Consider the following 20,310-nt stretch of genomic DNA (forward strand, 5'->3'; position numbering starts at 1 on the left):
ATTTTCCGTTTTATTAAATTAGAATCCTAAATTAAGTCCCACATTGATCACACGCTGAACAGGATAACCTAATCCGTTACCCGCCATTTCAGGATCCCATAGTTTGAATTTGCTCCAGCAAAGCAAGTTGGTTCCGCTCACATAAAAACGTAAGTTCTGAACCTTGAACTTCTTCACTAAATCTCTTGGCACGGTATAGCCGATTTCAACCGATTTCAACCGGAGGAAAGTAGCATCCTGCATAAACCAGGTACTTGTCTGATTATTATTTTCAACTGTTTGATTAGCCAGACGGGGCCAGAAAGCATAAGGGTTCCTGTTGTTTTCAGACCAATAGCTATTGGCTATCACGTCCAGTACAGCATTTTGTCCCAACAAATTATCCTGATCGTTATCTCCCGCATCTCCATCCAAGAACGGAGTAATCTTTTTAAGATCCAGCCAGAAAGACTGACGTCCCGATCCCTGGAAAAAGAAAGAAGCATCTACTCCTTTATAACCTACCGACAGACCGAAACCATAGTTGATCTCCGGCGTCGTCGGATAACCGATAGGCACTTTATCCAATTCCGAGATTTTACCGTCACCGTTTACATCACGATATTTGATATCACCGGCCATATATTCACCGAATTGGGTGGGAGAATTCCTTACCTCCTCTTCATCCACAAACAGACGTTCTGCTATATATCCCCAGGTTTGGGTCAACGATTTTCCTACTTTCGACAACCAGGGAGTCTCGCTGTAATCCGGCTCTTCCCATTCTACCGCTTCGCTCGTTGCGTAGGTTAATGTTCCGCGTCCTGTGATCCATAAATCTTTATTGAAACTCTTCTCATAGTTGAGTTCCATATCCACACCTTTTCCTTTTGCCTTTCCCAAATTAGCCTTTACATCAGGAATGATACCCATTGTATTCGGAATGATACGGTTCAGCAAAATATTTTCCCGTCGTTCCGTAAAATATTCAATATTAGCCGAAAGTCCGAATACCGTACGCATCTCCGCTCCCACATTCAGCTTATAGGATTTTTCCCATCCGATTTCATCATTGGCATAGCGGTCTACAATAATTCCTCCCGGATTATAATTCAATTGAGTACCCCAATTCACTTTCCGTTTGTCGCTATTCAAAGTCACTTGCGACAGATAATAGAACCGGTCATTGCCATCCCCAATCTGATCCTGCCCTGTTAATCCATAAGATGCCTTGAATTTAAACTGATCGAACACATTCTTCAGAGGTTCGAAAAAGCTTTCTTTCGAGAGCATCCAGCCGCCGGCTACAGAAGGAAAGAACCCCCAACGGTTATTTTTGGAGAAACGTTCCGAACCATTGTATCCAAAAACAAATTCACCGAAATAACGTCCGTCATAATTATAGGCTGCACGTCCGGCCAAACCGATATTACGACCAGGTAAAGATAATTGGAGGTTATCGGCTATACCGGTCTTTTTACTTTGCATCGTATAAACCAGCAAGCCATTTACTCCATGTTTGTCAAAATTACGGGTGTATTCCGCTGCTCCTTCCAGGTAGAAGTTCGTATTTACATATCTGTTTCCCGGGTTATAATTAATCCACTCCGTACCGGTACTCGGATTCAAACGATTCAATTTATACGAACTATCCAGCAGGTTATAAGATGATATGTTATAGAAGAAAGGATCATAAGCACGGTTTACCGAATATTCGGAATAGCGGTCTATATTAATCTTTGCACGGATAGCAAGCCCTTCGGTCAACATATCCAACTTCTGCTTACCCTCGAACTGAACCAGCATCGTATTCTTACTGTAATCATTATATCCCTTCAAAGCCTGTGCATACGGATTTACATAATTACCGGCACCATAGTTACCGAATAAGATATGCTTGGAATATGCGTACTGTTCATCCGGTTCATAATAAGGTTTGAACAATACGGGATTGGCCATCATCACTTCCTTGTACATGAAAGAACCGCCGCCGATAGGTCCTGTATATTCATCGAACGTTCCGCTCATACGCAATACCAACTCCGTCGTTTTTGTCAGGTTGATATTGATATTCGAACGGATCGAATATTTCATCAGACTGATATTGGAATTAAAATTATTTCTTTTATCGACTTTCATGTTACCATTGTCTTTCGACACATTGGCAGCCACATAATAACGGGCAACCGTTCCACCACCGCTAAGGCTCAGATTGGCACGCTGGTTGGAGATCACATCGTTGAACATGGTATCATACCAGTCCGTTGTCGGGAAGATATCGGGATATAATCCACGTTCGGTCATCGTTATTTTTTCTTCAGAATATAAAGCCAATCCCAGTGGGTCACGGGTTTTAATCGCTTCATTCTGCATCCGCATATAAGTAACAGGATTGGTCAGACCGATTTTTTTGGTCGGAGATGAGAATGAGTTTTCCACACGGGCGTTAATGGTTACTTTTCCTTCTCTACCTTCTTTCGTTGTAACGGAGATTACGCCATTCGCTCCGCGTGCACCGTATAATGCCGTAGCCGTAGCGTCTTTCATGATCGAAAAGCTGGCAATATCATCTGTATTCAAACGGGCCAGGTCATCCGTACTCAATTCAATACCGTCGATCAGAATAAGCGGATCTTTCTTTGCCTCAGCACCAAAAGTCGTAATACCACGGATAAAGAAACTGGCGTTATCCTGTCCCGGCTCACCACTTGTCTGATAGGAGATCAATCCGGCAACACGACCGGCAAAAGCCGTTGTCAGGTTACTGCTCGGGATTTTTAACTCCGTCGGTTTCACTGTCGTAATGGCGGATACCACACTTTCTTTTTTTTGTTTGGCAAAAGCAACGACCGTTACTTCTTCCAGCTCGTCCGCCTTCGATTCCAGTACGACATTCAGGATTTTCTGCCCGGTATACTTAATTTCCTTGGTTTCCATACCGATATACGAAACAACCAGGGTGCTATTAAGAGGACAATCATCAAATTCAAAGTTACCATCCATATCGGCAATAACTCCTTTCGTACTGCCTTTTATCTGTACTGTCGCACCAGGTAAAGGCTCTCCCCCCGCATCAGAGATTTTCCCTTTGAACTTTGACGTTTGTTGAACATTTGATACCACAGGGGAGATTTCGGCTTTTAGTTCCCCGGATGGTACCCACGCAATTGTTAATAAAAATACCGGTAATATCCATCCATATGAATATATTCCCGGCTTTGTGCACTGAATTTTCTGAAACAGATGGCATTTATCGCCATGCATCTTTCGCAATCTAATCATCACACTTACCAATTTAAGGTTAATAAATAAATATAGGTCTAAGAATTGTATAATGAATAAATCATTTAATCACCGCAGTTCTATGAGAACTATGGCATACAAATAACTAGCTATATATTAGACCAATAAGTAAAATCAAGGAGTATGTGGAAATATACAAACCCTGTTTATAAGAATGATGACGATGATTTATGGTTAACAAATGTTATATTATCAGCTTGCGTTTTGCTCTAACATTATTTTTTATATAATTTTGTTTTCATAATGTGATAGATTATTTAATATGAAATAGTTCTCATAGAACTAATATTCAGAAAAACGTCCTCTCCTCCCTTTAAAAATCCATTTCCATAAGAACGATATAAAAACAAAAAGAGACTATCTCATTTTTGTTGAGACAGTCTCTTTTTACTTAATTCTATTTTATACTATCATACAGTAACTTATAGTGCTATTATTTCCCGCTCTCTATTTCATCCAGGAAGCGGAAACATTCATAATAAAATTTCCGGTTATTATCGACACCTTTTATACCATGTCCTAACCCTTCGAATTCCACATAGCGGTGAGGGAGGTTCAGATGTGTCAGTTTACGGTCCAGCAAACGCGAACCTTCGATATCCACACGGTTATCATGATTACCATGTAACAACAGTAAAGGACCGGTCAGTTTCTCGGCATGATACAAAGGAGAACGGTCAATCAACCGGGCTGCATCCTTCACCGGATCACCTGCCTCAAGAGCTGTCCAGTCAGGGATATTGGAATGCATATGTTGGTAAATAATATCACAGAAACCGGCTGTCTCAATTCCAAAACCGAATTTAAAAGAGGCTCTATTTCCATTTACTTCGCCGGGGAATGTGACCAGACGCATCGTGGCATACCCTCCGTGGCTCATTCCAAAGACTCCGATACGTTCCGCGGGAACATCCAGTTTTTTCGAGATATAATCCGCACAATAAATAATATCGATGATCTCGTTTCCACCCAGATCTTTATCATTCATAGCTGCAAAATCACGGCCGAAACCTGCACTACCGCGTGGAGAAGGGCTAAGAACCGTAATACCTGCTGCATTGAAAATTTCATATTCCGTATTATATCTGTTCTCACCACCGTAGAAAGATTCGATCATAATCAATTCCTTCCCTTTTGGAAGAGGATTCTTCGGCTTATAAAGATAAGCATGCAACATACGTGTTTTTCCGGTAGCCGGATCCACATCGAAAGTCGGGATAGAAAGACGTTCCACATCCGAGTGAACCAGTTTATCTTTCAGTGCCTCGGGTAAATCGAATACAACAGAGAGCTTCATGCTTTTTTTACCGACCTCCGCCTTCACAATCTGGAATACTACTGAAGTAGAATTTGCCAGCAGACTTACCTGATCGCCCTGAACCGCACCGATAGACAAAGACAGATCGGAGGATTGTTTGTATAACATCTTGCCGGTTTTGATATCCATCAACATCAATGATGTTTCTATCGGGTTACTTTGCAAGACGAACAAATATTTCTCATTCTTGATCGTTACAAAACGGGCATCTTCTATATCAGATGTAAAATGAGTCACCTGGCTCGCTTTCATCGTCCGGCGGTCAAAACGATACAGGTTCTTATATCCATCCTGATCGGAGAAGAAGAAACATTCATCACCGGATATCCATTTATCCATTACAGAGGTTCCTGCATAACTACCCGGTTTGGAAGGGTCGGTCAGAACTGTTGTCTGTTTGGTTTCCGTATCGATATAAATAATATTTGCATAGGTACGGTCGGCATCTTTCAAAGCCAGCAGCATCAAACCTTTTCCGTCCGGTTGCCAGCTTACATCGCCCCAGGTATAACGAAAATCCGGTTTATCCTGGCAAACCAATTCATCTGCACCGGTCTTCAGGTCGAGAATACGCAATTCATCCAGTCTTTTTTCATTCTGGGCAAGTCTCGCCACATAAGCGATCTTTGTTTTATCCGGGTTAAAATCCCAAGCATAAATATAAGGTACACTTGTCAGTTTTTCCGGTTTAGGGGAAAGAAGATTGCTCCGGTAGATATTGATGATCTCTTCGTTGTTCTCATCCCCGATCCAATAGACATTCCCGTCTTTCTCATTATAGACAGGTTGCCAGCAATTACGTTTAGAGAAGTCGAGATCGACAACATCGGTTGCCTTCGACAAGTCGTTTTCCTTTGTTATATCCAACCACTGCAACTTATTCTGGTTGGAGGTTTTAAAAAAGAATAACTTCTGCCCGTCATCACTCAATGAAAACTGAGAATAAGGGAAGTCTTCAAAGAAAGGAGCAATGTCCACATTCCTCCCCTGGAATTTCAATACCAGGTCGGAGGCCTTCTGTTGAGCTGACGAGGCCATACAGGCCATCGTCAGCATCAAAGCTACTATTAGTTTATTCATAATAAAAAAGTGTGTTTACTAATTTCTCCAATATTCATTCTGATCTTCAGCTGTCAGCTTCTTGTTATAAAACATTTCCGTATTCGGTATCGGCAACATGAAGCGCGGGCTGTTTGCCGGCAGTTCCTTCACGCCGGCCCATTGATCGGGACCGGTACGTTTCAACGGTTTGTGTAAACGTTTCATATCATTCAGAGCGAACCCTTCGCCGTATAATTCTTTTCTTCTTTCTTTCCAGATATCGTCTAAAGTCGCATCGGTCGGAGTGGCTCCGCGCATTTCCTGCAAAGTATTAAGCACCTTTTTGGCTTCTACTGCATTACCGGCCTGCAACTCGGCTTCAGCCTTTATCAAATAGGCTTCTCCGATACGGCAGAAAGGATATTCGGCATCTCCGATATTTGCACGGTGTCCGAATTTACTGATAAAATAGCCATCCTCTTCATAAACATACCCCGGGAATAACTTACGGCTGTCGGTATCTTCAAACATATCACGGAAAGAAGCACTGGCACGTACCGTACTATATCCTTTCAACATATTGGTCGCCTTACTTTCTACATCTTTCGGATCTATTTTCGCTCCATATTCATATCCCTGGAAATCCGTACAGTACCAATAGAAAGAAGGAATGGAAGCATACAGGTTACAAGTGTTAGATGTAAAATTGAAAAACCATAACCATTCTTTATTATGATCTTTAAAACCGGCACGATATTCCGTTTGCGACATCAGATTTTCACCGGTATAAGAACCGGCAGCAAGGGTTGCATATTTTTCAGCATTCGTATAGTCACCCATATTCAGATAAGTGCGGGCCAACAACAAAGCGACACCTTTCTGATTTACATACTGGGCATCCGTTCCCGTACAATGTTCGTATGCATATGTCAAGTCCGACAGGATTTGCTGATAGGCTTCTTTTACCGTTGTACGCGGTACGTTTTGTGTTTCATCACTGGAACCCGGTTCGAGACGTAACAGGATTCCCTTCGAATCCGGTTGATCCGTATAGGCACGAGCAAACAACTGGGTCAACACCAAAAAGTTATAAGCACGTAAACCGTAGGCCTGGGCAATCATATCCTCTTTCTCCGTACCTTCAGGTTTTAATGTTTCCGCACTGGCGATAATCGTATTGGCCTGATCGATCGATTTATAAGCAAAGCGCCAGATATAAGCGCAATAGCCGGTCCACCAGGGATCATCTACCGGTGTTTGTGCATATTGATAAGAGAAAACAAGCCAGTTATAGGTAGAAAAACCATAAGCGCCGCTGGTCATTGTCAAATCCTCTCCCATCAGGTCAGAGGTTACAGTAGCCAACGTATGATACCGATAATCTCCCAGTTGGGCATAAGCCCCCATTAATGCGGTCTTTGCTGCGGCTACGTCTGTCATGATCGCGTCATCCGATACGGAAGTGGAAGGCTCCTGATCCAACATATCATTTGAACAGGAATAGAATAACGGGAAAGCTATACCGAGCAATATATATTTTATTTTCATATTCGATTCTTTTTAATTATTCATTTATAATTAGAAATTCAGATTAAAGCCCATCGTAAATGTTCTGGGAACAGGAATGGCCGTTAATGCATTATATCCGCCGACTCCGAAAATATCGATATCGGAATATCCTTTCCAATCATCTTTAAACCAGGTGAAGAGATTATCCGCGCTAACGAAAACCCTTGCGCCTCTCAATACATTCGATACGGTTCCCAGGTTGGAAGGCAATGTATAAGACAATGTGATATTCTTCAGTTTAATGTTTGTCGCATCATACAGATAACGGGTAGAAACACCGTCAGAAGAATTTGTATTGTTGTTGACGTATTTCGGCACATTCGTAATGGTATTGGTCGGTGTCCAGGCCGACAACTCATCTTTATGCATCTGCGCACCTGCCTGATTTCCATCATGCATGATTTGTGAATACAGTGCATCGTAAACCATACCGCCCCAGCTATAAGCGAACAACAAAGACAAATCGAAACCTTTATAAGAAAGATTCGTATTCAAACCTCCATAAAAATCAGGAGTGGCACGTCCTTGTTTTTCATAAGTGGCCTGACTGTACACATTGGTTGTACCACGGTTACCGTTTGCATCGACTTTCACCCATAACGGATCGCCATTAGCCGGATCGACGCCCACCCATGTCGGCATATAGAATTCATACTGGCTATATCCTTTCGACCAGATTTTCTTCGTGTCTGAAATAATCTGATCGTCTCCCACCAGGTCTTTAATCTCATCACGTATAGAAGACAGGTTCAGGTCAACGCTCCATTTGACAGGCGTATCTCTGAAAATATAAGCACCCAAAGTTAGTTCCACACCATAATTGGAAACTTTCGCCATATTCATCATGATCGATTCGAAACCGTTTGAAGCAGCAAGCGGATATTTATAAAGCAAATCCTTTGAACTCTTGTGGAAATATTCGAACGATCCGTAAAAACGGTTCATAAAACGGAAATCGACACCCATATTGAACATTGCCTGCTTTTCCCATCTCAGATGCGGGTTGGCTAACTGGGTATGTCCTGTACCGGAAGAAGTTCCGTAAATATAATCGGCACCCGTATCCCATAAGCCTAAAGACTGGTAACGTTCCAATCCCTGATTATTACCGGAAGTACCATAACTTAAACGCAACTTCAACTGATCCAGCCAGGTGAGATCTTTCATAAAGTTCTCCTGTTCTATTCTCCAGGAAGCACCGGCACTCCAGAATGTTCCCCATTTATTATCCTGTCCGAAGACGGAAGAACCGTCACTACGCAAACTGACGGAGAAATTATATCGGTCATTATAAGTATATTCGATACGTCCCAGATAAGAGATCAACGTCTCTTTAGTCGTTTTGGATTGCGGGCTCAAAGCAGAAGCTCCGGAACTCAATTCATGCATACCGTTCAAAGGGAAGGAGGTAACACCTGCCTCTACTCTCTCATAATCACTTTGCCAATACTCGAAACCGACCATCGCATTCAAATTATGAACTTTTGCAAACTGAATCGAATAATTCAAGGTATTGGTCGATGTGTACATCACATCTGTCGTATTATAACGGTCTGCACGTCCGTTATAGGCAGGTCCGTTACCATGTTCTTTATTCCAGTATTTAGCTTCTGAATAATGGATATAGTCAGGAGAAAACACAGTCTTGAAATTCAGTCCTTTGTATAATTGAAAATCCAAAAATGCCGAAGCCAGGAAACGATAGTTCTTACTCCTGTTCATATCCATCTGCGGAATAGCTATCGGGTTAAAGTCCAGAGAAGTCGGATTGGTAAAATTATACTGTTTATTACCGGAAGCATCCAGGATCGGATTTCCATCGCGGTCGGTCAGATAAACCGGTACCCCGTTAGGGAAAAGCAATGCATTATAAAGAGGGCTTGCTCCTGCACCGCCGCCTACTTCCATATTCTGGACAGAATGGGAGAAGGTTACGTTCATGCCGGCTTTCAACCAGGATGTCACCTGTGAAGATATATTTCCTTTACCGGAATATCTTTTATATGAAGCAGAAGGAGTCACACCGTCCTGATCGTAATAACCGGCAGAAAAGAAATAGTTGCTTTTATCGTTTCCACCTGTTACGTTCACATTATAATCCTGTGTCAGTGCAGTCTTGAAAATCTCGTCCTGCCAGTCGGTATCCACGATAATACGGGCACCGCTAACCAGATTCCCGTTTGCATCGATCGGCTGATCTACATTATATGGATTGAATGTGATCGCTCCCTGTGCAAACGTATTGGCCGACGAAGCAGCATCTGCCGCACTCATTCCGGCAGCCAGTTTCTGATCATAATGGGATTGCCATTTAGTACGATAAAATTCGGCCGAACTCATCATATCATAGGCCTTCGGTACGGATGAAAAGCCGAATTGCGCATTGAATGATACAGAGGCTTTACCTGACTTTCCATTCTTTGTCGTGATCAGGACAACACCGTTAGCTGCACGCGAACCATACAAAGAAGCTGCCGCTGCATCTTTCAATACGGTGATCGATTCGATATCCTGTGAGTTCAACGTGGCAAGTATACTGGATGAGTTATCGTTATCATCCGCCAGCTTGCTATATTTCGTATTGGCAGAAATAGGCACACCGTCCACTACGTACAAAGGTTCGTTCGATGCATTCAGAGAACCGGAACCACGGATACGGAAAGAAGATGTCGATCCCGGCTGACCGGAAGAAGACATTACCTGCAAACCGGCCACCTGTCCCTGCAAAGATTTATCGAAAGAGGCACTGGGGGTCTGCAGTTTCGTGTTATCGATACTGGCTGCCGAACCGGTAAAAGCCGATTTCTTGCTGGTACCATAAGCCACTACTACAATTTCATCCAGATTCTGTGTATCTTCACTCAGGATAATATTCAATGATGTTTTACTTCCGACGGCTACTTCCTGCGGGATATAACCGATATAACTTACCTGCAACACGGCATTTTTGGGAACTTCCAGTTCAAAATCACCGTCGACTCCCGTGATCATACCGATAGTCGTGCCTTTCACGACAACATTCGCACCTATTACAGGTTCCCCCGAAGCATCCTTCACGATACCACTGATCTTTCTTGCCTGTTGTTTGATATCGGCAACCTGCGCTATTCTCTTACTGGAAGAAGAATACAAAACCACTATATGATCATCTATCCTATATGCAATACCTGTCCCTTTAAAAACCATATCAAGTATTGCCCCGATCTCTTCCTGTTCGGCCTTTACCGAAATATTATTCACTTTCATACCTTCCAGGGCGAGGTCATAAGCAAAAACAATGTCGGTTTGCTTTTTCAATGATTCAACAACATTCTTTAGTGTTGCATTCGTCAATGAAAGCTCTACGCTGAATTTCTGATTCAGATTTGCAGCAGCAAAAGTTGTCTGCACAGGAGCGATCATTAAACAACACAAAGAGGCCCCAACACACCAATGCATTACAGAAGATCGACTAATAGCTCTCTTTTTCATACTTTACCATTTTAAAAATTAACATAACACACATAACTCTTCCCACGATAACTCCATTCACAGAATGAAACTTTTAAGCACCGGAAAAGCAATTAGCTAAATACAATCACACTTATAAATATCAATTCGTTCCTTTTCCTTATATATTAATTACAACTAATGAAATAAAACTACCTAGCCAAAAATGTATTTTTTTGATTTAATTTTTAAATAATGCAATACAAGAGGGTGAGAAGAGGGTAAAAAGACTTAACGAATAGTATCTACGGGTATCCCCGTCATATAAGAAAGACGGCGAAGTGCATCGGAAGCACCTTTATGTTTTCTGAAAGAGAAGTTATAACGATTGTCTTTTATCGCTGTGGTATCCATTTTTATATTAACACCGTACAGGCTTTCTATGCTCTCAATTATAGAGAATACTTTAACGCCCGACATAGTTATCAAATCAAAGCGCCAGGAGATATATTCATCCACATTGACATGGCGGACTTCGATTCTATCTGTTTCCTCCGAACAGACTGCTTGTTGACCCGGTTTCAAAGTTACCAGTTTTTTCCCGTCGGCACGGAGCAGTTGTACAGAACCGGATTGTAACGTGGTTTTACTTATTGCCCCGTCAGGTGAGGTCGTTATACAAAAAGATGTTCCGACAACCTTTACCATCATTGCTTTGGTTTTCACGACAAACGGATGCAAAGTATCTTTTACGACTTCAAAAAAGGCCTCTCCCTGCAATTCTACCAGACGTTGATCGCCTGTAAATTCCGAAGGACAGGTTAAACTGGAGTGGGTGTTTAACCAGACCAACGTCCCATCCGGCAGGAAAACCTTTCTCACAGAATCCGGAGACTGGTTGACATAGACAATATCGGTATCCGGAGTGACTTTCGGCACCTTATATAATATCGAGATCGAGATGAAACCCAACAGGATAACAGCGGCAGCGACCGCCCAGCGTTTCCATAAATGATTAACCGTTTTTTTATTTATCGGAACGAAACGGTCTATCCGTTCATTAATGACAGATAATGAATCTTTCAGTTGGTCCGAAGTTCTATTACCCGGGGAGATACTATGTTTTGCATGCCAAATAGCTTTGAGATCGAAAAAAGCAGCCTTATTCTCAGGAGAAGTTTTCAGCCAATCCAACAATTGTAGCTTTTCTTCTTCTGTGGCAGTTCCCGAAAGATATCTGTAAACTATAGTTTCATCCATCATGTTATACCGTTTATATATATTATACAACGATGAAGCTCAAAATACCTATTCAAAATAGATTTTTTCCACCATTCGACAAAAATAAAAACAGGAGAGTCAGTCCTGCCTTATATCCTCCCAGCTTATCCCTCAATTGCTTTAAAGCCGAATAGATATGATTATCGACTGTACTTAAAGAAATCCCCAGCTTACGGCTTATCTCCTTACTGGGCATATCCTGCAAATAGCTCAACACAAAGACTTCGCGGCAACGGACAGGAAGGCTTTCGATCGCAGCCTGCAGATCGGCCCTCAAATCCTCATTGTAAAGCCGTCGAATGATGTCGCAAGAGTCCGGATCATAATAATCATAACCCATCTCCTCTATCTCTTTTTCGCAGGAAGAGTAATAATCATTCGCATGCTTCCTCTTCTTTAATATATTCAACGCGGAATTATATACGGAACGGAGCAAATATCCCCGGATGGAAAGTGTATCGTCCAACCCTTCCCTATGCAACCAAAGATTCAAAAAAACATCCTGCACAACATCTTCCGCATCATCGGCATCCAGCATCAGGTCGGCATAAAAGCGCACAGAAAGATAATGCAATTCATATATTTCATTAAATGCAGCACGATCTCCTCTCTTTAACCTTTCTACCAATGATACAACATTTGCCATTGAGTCACACCTGTTTTGACTACAAATATATTCTTTTCTAAAAGATACACAAAATCAAAAACAGAGTGAGATACTTTTATCATCATCTCTTGCGTGCTGCCGCTGCCGCCTCCTTTGCTTTCCGGGCCTCACGGCGGGCTTTCTCTTTTGCTTTCAGTGTTTCCTTATATGCTTTTTCTTTCTGCTTACGTTCTTTTTCCTTTTGTTTAAGCCTTTCTTTATACTCGCGTTCTTTCTGTTTACGCAGTTCTTCGCGAGCTTTCATCTTTGCTTTACGGTCGGCCTCTGCCTGTTTCAGTTTATCCTTACGTTCCTGTTCGAGCTGTTTTTCACGATCGACTTTCGCTTTCAGAAGAGCTTTTTCTTCTTCTTCCTGTTTCTTCAACAGTTCGGCACGTTCTTTCGCTTTCTGCTCCTGCAGTTCTTTTTCGGCTTTCTGCTGTGCTTCGAATTCCTTGCGGGCTTCTTCCTTACGGGCAGCCTCTTCCTCGGCTTCACGTTTGCGGATAGCTTCTATCTCTTTCAATGTAAGTTCTTTTCGTTCTTCCGGAGCCTGAACAGCAGGGACAGTATCCTGAGAAGCGGATATTATCGTCGTATCAGGAACCGAAGGCTGTACGGAAACCGTATCTGCCGGAGCTTTAATTTCCGGAACAGGAACGCTGACTACCGTATCCGGAACAGCGGTTTCCGGAATAGAATCTTTTGCAGCAGGTTGTTCTGCGGCCTTTTCTGTTTCTTCTACCGGCGTTTCTTTCTTACGTACCGATTTAATTTCTTTCGACGGGGCTTCACCTTCCGGTTGTTCTATTGCTTCCGGTTGCTCTTCATCCGGAGATTCCATACCGGTTTCAGCAGCTTCAGCCTCTGCTTCCTTTTGCTTTTCTTCTTCTACCAGCATACGATTCTTCCAGCGTGTAGCCAGTTCCGGTGCTTTCTCTCCGAAGTTTTCTTCAAAGAAGCTGATATATTCTTCCAAGGTCTTCCCACGCATCAACGTTTCGTAGTTATCTTCAGAGATCGGAAGGATAGCCACATTCCTATCCAAAGCCTGGGCATAACCATCTTTACCGTAAATCATCTTATAATATTGCAGGATCTCCTCAATACCGGTGAATCCACTAATATTCAACATAGACATCGGACCTGCTTCTTCAAAGGCGAGATCGAACTCCTTCACCATAAAGTTGGCAAAGTTATAGGCAGCCACCGCAAACAACAGCTGGTTCTTATCCACACTTCCGGTCGGATACATCAGGATCATACGGTACGGAGTATTTGCTTCGGCAGTAAATGTACGGGCCGAGTCTGCGGCAGACAACGATCCGTCTTCACCCAGGCCAAACCGCAGGTTCCAGGTCATACCTGTTATACTGCCCTGCATCAAAGTACGGCCACGAAGGATTCCTTTCAACATTTCACCGGCCAGCTCCGTCACATCGGCTGTAGGATATTTCTCTACCAACGCCTTCAGTGCAGCCTTGAAACCTTCGGCATCACCAGCCTGCACGTAAGTCAACGCATCCAGGAACATGAACTTAGGCATCAGGGTTGCCAGCGGATATTTGGCACTGACATTGCGGAAATTCCGGCGTACACTAACGGTGTCGCTCGCCAGATAACTATTATAAGTCGCCTGATAGATAGAATCCTGGACGGAATCCATCATACGTATATTATATTCATAATTCGGATCGGAAATGGCAATCGTATAATCTTCATTCGGGAAGGCATTGATCATTTTTGCCTTATACTCGGCAGCCAAAGCCGTATTACCTGTACGAAGAGCCATCAGATAAACCTGATAATAACTTTCCAGACGATGCGAATTATCCGGGAAACGGCGTTCCAACTCTTCAAATGCTTCGATCGACAAAGGCAGATCTTCCAGTTTATCTTTATAGATCATAGCCATGTTATATAAACCGTCTTCGATAATTATATTCGAAGCATCCACTTCTTCCTGGGTAAAAGGTAATTGCTGCAAATAATATTCGCGTGATTTCGGGTCATCGGAAGCGACTTCCGGCAAACCGGCTTCCAGAGAATCGGCAGGCAAAGGTTGTCCGTCCGGTCCGACAACACCGGCTTCACCCTCGGCCATTTCCGTCTCATCCAAAGGCTCTTCGTCAAACGTCGACATTTCTTTTTTACGTCGGCGCCAGTTATCTTCCAGCGTACGGCGTCCCCATTTACGTTGGAACTGAGCCTTCCCCTGCGATACCGTCGACGGATTATAGAAATAGAAAGCTGCACCGCCCGATGAAGTCGGAAGAACAATTCCTCCTGTTTCCGTACCCGGGCGGTTTATACCGGTTCCTTTGGCTGCCTGATCAGCCAGGTAAGCCTCCTTTTCTGCTAAAGCCTTCGCTTCTTCTTCCTCCTTTTTAACCTGCTCGATGATTTTATCGATGGCTGCCAACCGTTCTGTTTCCGGCATCTTTGCCAATGTCTGCAAACTATCCTGCAGATGAACGGCTTCTACATGTACAACCAATTCATCAAGAACTGCAGACAGTTTCGAAACACGTTTAAAGTCTTTATATTCTTTCTGGATACCCGACAAAGCCCCGCTGAAACAAGGTTGGGCCTTTATATAATCGCGCATGGTAAAATAAAGATCCCCCAGTTTAATCTGGCAAATCGCTTTTTCCAGTCCGTTCTGAGTACTTTTCTCAACGCCCAGTTCATAATTCTTTATCGCATTCGCCGTATCTTCCCTGTTCAGATAGACATTTCCCAACGCGTAATACACCTGATCCAGATAGTCTTTATTCTTATCGCTCTTCGCCATCCGGTGGAGCATCTTGACAACTTTCTGATAGTTAGCACCTGAAAAGACTTCCGTCTGACGGATACGGGCGGCAAATTCCAGTTCGTAAGGAGGGCTGGCTTTAGCTACTTCGTTAAACATTTTATAAGCCAGTCCGTCCTGATCCTGTGCAGCATAAATTTGCCCTAACAGATATTTCATGCGGGTGCGCTGGAGCTTATTCTTTTCTGCTTTGATGGCTGTCTTAAAATAGGGGACGGCCTCATCGTACTGTTTACTTTTTACCAGATAATCGGCATAAACTGCGGCATACTGATTCAGATTTTTCCGGGGAATCCCGTTGGTATTCAATTTTCCCAAAATATCTTCGGACTCATAGAACCAGTCCATCTCCGAATAACAGCGAGCCTGCCACAAACGGGCCTCGGCCACTACTTCTTCGTCTTGTGCATAATGGCGGGCAATATAGGAGAAGGTTGCAGATGCCTGTAGGAAGTCGGCATTATAGAATTGCCCCTGTCCGATCAGCAACCAGCATTTCTTCAGGAAAGGATTGTATTCTTCTTTTTCCTGGAAAGCGCGTTGTTTGGGATCGTTACGCCAACCCGGTTTTTTGGCCGGTTTCGCTTTGATCGAGTGGAGTTTGATGGCTTTATTGCCTTTCTCGATAGCACGGTCGAAAGGGCCGCCGGTCTCTTTCTTGTCTTTAGGTTGCGCACTGATCGGATACATGTGGATCATTTCGGAATAGCTTTCCTTATACCCGGTCTGCATGGAGTTCAAGGCTTCATCAAAAGAAGTCTTTCCGTTAAAATAGATGTTGTAACGGGATGTAAAAGAATGGTAGAACCGGCTTGCCTTGGTGTTTTTCTTCGTACTGCACGACCAAAGCAAGAGTACCACGAACAATGAAATTATATAGTAAAAACCTTTCTTCACGTATAATGTGCGCTCTTTATCATATAATAAACTGGAAAGAGACTGTTTTATTGCCTTTTCGTAAAGAATAATACAGCTTTAAGGATCAAAAAGATCATTACCAGCACCAGAATTATGAAAGCCCCCGAAGGCACGTTCAGGAAATAGGAAAGGACCAAACCGGTCACACAGCTCAGGAAACCAAGACCGATACTTCCCCAGATGATCTTTTTAAAGTCGGAGGTAAACAGATTAACCGTTATTTGCGGTAAGGTCAGCAAGCTCATTAATAACATAATACCGACCAGGCGGATAGAGAGTACGATGGTCAGTGCAATGAAGAACATCATCATATACTCGATCCATTTGACATGGATATGCTGCGTCTTGGCAAAGTCACTGTCGAAAGCGACATAAACAATTTCGCGCAGGTAAAGGGAAAAGACCGCGATCAGAACAACAGCTAACGCAGCCACCCAGATGATGTCGGTCATAGAGATCGTCAGAATATTACCGAACAAATAAGCAGAGAGGTTCGGCGAATAGCCGGGGGTAAGGAAAATAAAAATAACCCCCAACGCCATACCTAACGCCCAGACACCGGCAATCGCCGAGTCTTCCCGAACGTTCTGCGTCTTGCTCGCCCACTCCACCCCGAAAGCGGACAGGACAGAAAAGAGCATCGCCATCAGGATGGGATTCGTCCCCAGGTAAAAACCAAGTCCCAGCCCACCGAAAGAGGCATGTGTTATACCGCCGCTAATAAATACCAGCCGACGTGCGACAACGTATGTCCCAACAATACCGCAAGTGATGGCAGTTAGCAAGCTGCCCAGCAAGGCATGTTGAAAAAAAGTATATTGTAATAGATCCATATTCATTCCGTATGATGGTTCGTCTTATTTGTGCAATCTTTTCTTTATATCCAGTACGAGGTGCAGAAAGTTTCACCAGTAAGAAACAACTGTTTCACCGTATAGAAACAAGTGTTTCATTAGGGAGAAACAATATTTATGTCGAACACTTGTCGACGCTCTCTACCGTTTAATGTATTCTTCTCTCACCGACAATAAGGAATGCTTCATCCTTCAGTGCATCCGGCAGGTTCACGCCACGAAGCTGCAGGCTACGGAGCCATCCGGCCACCTCTTCCGACTGCAGGGTATAAAGCACCTCGCGGAATTCATCGACGGCATCCTCTTCATACTCATCTCCCTCCAGTCCCCGGAAACGATCCAGTTCCTCGTCATCGTAATATTCGATCTCTTTGCTGACGGCAGCCAACAGACTGTCACGCTCACAGGTCTCATGCTGGCCGCAACATTCTTCGGGTATTTCACGCGCTTCAGGTATCTCGCTGATCTCCCCGCGTTCCAGCATCTGCTGTAATTTTTTATTCCTGAAATAACCGGCTATGGCTGCAATAACGCCCAGCACGATAACACCAATGATAATATACCACATATTAGTTGACAGTTGACAGTTGACAGTTGATAATTACAAATGCCTGGACTGTCTGTTATATTATTAAATTTCAGTTATATCAAACCCTGCCTGCTTTAAGTCCTCCCAATAAGCAGGATAACTCTTCGTCACCACTTCCGGCTCGGCTATTTTTAATCCCTGCGGCAAAATCAGTGCAGCCGGGGCAAATGCCATTGCCATACGGTGGTCTTCATAGGTCGCAATAACCGGGTCCGTTTCCGGTTCGCACCGTTCCCCGTTCCACTCCAGGATACTGTCATTACTGTCGGTTAGCAGATAACCCAGTTTGCGAAGTTCTGTTTTCAGTGCTTCGATACGGTCGGTTTCTTTTATCTTCAGACTCTGAAGTCCGGTGAAACGGAAGGGGATATTTAGTAACACGCAACAGACAACAAAGGTTTGAGCCAAATCCGGTTCATTGACGAAATTATAGAGTAGCTTCTTTGTCACATTACCGGTATGTTTCAACCGGACACCCCGATCTGTGAAGACCGTTCCGACACCCAGTTGGGAAAACAGTTTCGCACCGGCGGCATCGCCCTGCAAGCTGTTTTTGAAAAGACCGAGTAGCTCTATTTCGGCATTTTTCGACAAAGCCATAATGGAATACCAGTAAGAGGCGGCACTCCAATCCGACTCCACGGTAAAACGGATCGGTTTATATTCCTGGGGAAGTATCCTGATAGTCTGTCCGTTCCAGGTTGCTTTCACCCCGAACTGTTCCATCAATTGTAACGTCAGATCGATATAAGGGCGGGAGATAATATTTCCTTCCAGATTTAATATCAATCCATTCTCCATCAGAGGTGCAACCATCAACAGAGCCGAAATATACTGCGAACTGACGCCTCCTGCCAACGATATCTCACCTCCCTGCAAAGCGCTTCCGAAAATACGCAAAGGTGGATAACCTTCCTTCTCGATATATTCAATGCGGGCACCTAATGAGTTGAGTGCATCGACCAGCAGTTTGATCGGGCGGTTTTTCATCCGCTCCGTTCCTGTGATCGTCCATTCACCCACTATTTTAGAAAGGAAAGCAGTAAGGAAGCGCATGGCGGTCCCGGCAGCCTTTATATCGAAATCACGACTATCGGAGTTCAGCGCCCTAACCATCACCTCCGTATCATCACAGTCGGAAAGGTTCTGTATATCATAAGGACTATAACTCAGGGCATTCAATATCAATGCACGGTTACTGATGCTTTTGGAAGCAGGAAGTTGTACGGAAGCCCGGATAGCTCCTTCCGGGCTTTTTATGAGATATTTCATTGCTTTTGTCTGTTCTTTAAATTAGAAGACAAAAGTACGGAAATTTCCGGATAGTTAGGTGACCTTTTCTTTTATAATACAAACAAGGAGATACCTTAACGGCATCTCCTTCGCTTTTTACATCACTCTGTTCCTAACACATATACCTCTGATATAGAAGCAGACGGAGAACGATGACTTTCCGTAATGACTAACTTCATGTATCGGGCCTTCTTCGTTTCTCCCAATACAATCGTCCTGGCATTCGGATTTTCCGTTTTTTCAAATTCCACTTTTCCGACAATTTCCCAACTATGGTTATCCGTACTGATTTCAATATGAGCGGTCTTCAAATCCGTATTACTCTGCCTTTTAGCGATAGTTACACATTTTACGTTTTTTACCGTATTCATATCAATCGAAATATAATGCGGTAACTGAGCCGTAGTAGCCTCCCATTCACTATGCCAAAACGTTGAAGGATCATTATCTATAATCAAAGCTGCACGACCATTGGCTCCTTCACCTGTCGGTTCTTCCGAAGAAAAATCAATTATTTTCCAAACTGTTCTGTCCAATTTCGGATATTCAGGGAAATTATCATCCAAAGAACCATCTCCGACATAATAGGTCGGAAACTTATCGACAGGAGAATCCAGTTCAAACTGATCCAATGCATCTTTTTCAGGTAAAAACATTGTTTTGTAATAGTACTCACCCCCTAATACATAATCGTCAATCACAGTCACAGTCTCCGAAGCCGGAATATCAATTGTTTTCTTCTCCCCGGTTTTATTCGTATAAGTAAATAAAATACCCGAAGAACTTCCGGCATCACCCCAATACAAATTGACTTTATCCGCCAATGCTTCCACTCTCTTAATTTTTCTGGGACTTAAAGTCGATTTATAAATATCCCCGTAAATAGTACCTGGTATTTCATATCCTATAGATAAACTATTATCCATCCCGACATGATACAAATTAAAAATAAACGTACCTTCCGGCATATCATCCAAAATATGAGTGAAATAACCGTCTTTATCTATTAAACCTCTGTCAATTGGGAAACTAATCGAATCTTGTTTATCATTCCAATAAATTTTACCTGAAGTAATACGCGGATCCGTATTTATTTTCCACATAAATTTGATCCGATTGATTCCTCCCATAGCAGTAGCGGAATCCGCTCGCCCGATATAATTTATTTCTCCCCGATCCAAATATTCCTTAATATTATCATTCATTCCATCGCAGGCAAGCAGGAATAAAAATGAAAAGCAGTATAAAATAATATTTCTATTCATAATTCTTATT

Annotated in this window: 11 protein-coding genes; all 11 read right to left on the reverse strand. The window is 43.1% G+C overall.

Annotation, left to right across the window (positions count from 1 at the left end; genetic code table 11):
* Positions 1-18 precede the first annotated feature (18 nt).
* A complete protein-coding gene (locus tag DWX23_RS15870; RefSeq protein ID WP_122355200.1) occupies positions 19-3,261 on the reverse strand; it encodes a TonB-dependent receptor in 3,243 nt (1,080 codons plus the stop codon).
* A 454-nt stretch (positions 3,262-3,715) separates the two neighbouring features.
* Positions 3,716-5,680 (reverse strand): S9 family peptidase, encoded by a 1,965-nt coding sequence (locus tag DWX23_RS15875; protein ID WP_122375183.1) that lies wholly within the window; start codon positions 5,678-5,680, stop codon positions 3,716-3,718.
* An 18-nt stretch (positions 5,681-5,698) separates the two neighbouring features.
* The gene (locus DWX23_RS15880; protein WP_122375184.1) at positions 5,699-7,189 is read right to left on the reverse strand and encodes a RagB/SusD family nutrient uptake outer membrane protein; all 1,491 of its coding nucleotides are present in this window, start codon (positions 7,187-7,189) and stop codon (positions 5,699-5,701) included.
* 30 nt (positions 7,190-7,219) lie between these two features.
* On the reverse strand, positions 7,220-10,681 hold the full coding sequence (locus tag DWX23_RS15885) for a TonB-dependent receptor (RefSeq protein ID WP_233587634.1): 3,462 nt from the start codon (positions 10,679-10,681) through the stop codon (positions 7,220-7,222).
* Between the two features lie 249 nt (positions 10,682-10,930).
* On the reverse strand, positions 10,931-11,899 hold the full coding sequence (locus DWX23_RS15890; RefSeq protein WP_158607084.1) for a FecR family protein: 969 nt from the start codon (positions 11,897-11,899) through the stop codon (positions 10,931-10,933).
* 52 nt (positions 11,900-11,951) lie between these two features.
* On the reverse strand, positions 11,952-12,566 hold the full coding sequence (locus tag DWX23_RS15895; protein ID WP_122355094.1) for an RNA polymerase sigma factor: 615 nt from the start codon (positions 12,564-12,566) through the stop codon (positions 11,952-11,954).
* Positions 12,567-12,648: 82 nt separating this feature from the next.
* The gene (locus DWX23_RS15900; RefSeq protein WP_122375186.1) at positions 12,649-16,278 is read right to left on the reverse strand and encodes a tetratricopeptide repeat protein; all 3,630 of its coding nucleotides are present in this window, start codon (positions 16,276-16,278) and stop codon (positions 12,649-12,651) included.
* Between the two features lie 47 nt (positions 16,279-16,325).
* On the reverse strand, positions 16,326-17,132 hold the full coding sequence (locus tag DWX23_RS15905; protein ID WP_122355202.1) for a metal ABC transporter permease: 807 nt from the start codon (positions 17,130-17,132) through the stop codon (positions 16,326-16,328).
* A 169-nt stretch (positions 17,133-17,301) separates the two neighbouring features.
* Entirely contained in the window at positions 17,302-17,721 is a 420-nt protein-coding gene (locus tag DWX23_RS15910) for a phospholipase (RefSeq protein ID WP_122355126.1), read from the reverse strand.
* Between the two features lie 63 nt (positions 17,722-17,784).
* Positions 17,785-19,014, reverse strand: a complete 1,230-nt coding sequence (locus DWX23_RS15915; RefSeq protein WP_122375187.1) for a 3-phosphoshikimate 1-carboxyvinyltransferase — start codon at positions 19,012-19,014, stop codon at positions 17,785-17,787.
* Positions 19,015-19,136: 122 nt separating this feature from the next.
* Positions 19,137-20,300, reverse strand: a complete 1,164-nt coding sequence (locus tag DWX23_RS15920) for a DUF4998 domain-containing protein (protein WP_122355130.1) — start codon at positions 20,298-20,300, stop codon at positions 19,137-19,139.
* Positions 20,301-20,310: the final 10 nt, after the last annotated feature.

The sequence above is a fragment of the Parabacteroides sp. AF18-52 genome (assembly GCF_003479145.1).
In the GTDB taxonomy this organism is placed as follows: Bacteria; Bacteroidota; Bacteroidia; order Bacteroidales; family Tannerellaceae; genus Parabacteroides; species Parabacteroides faecis.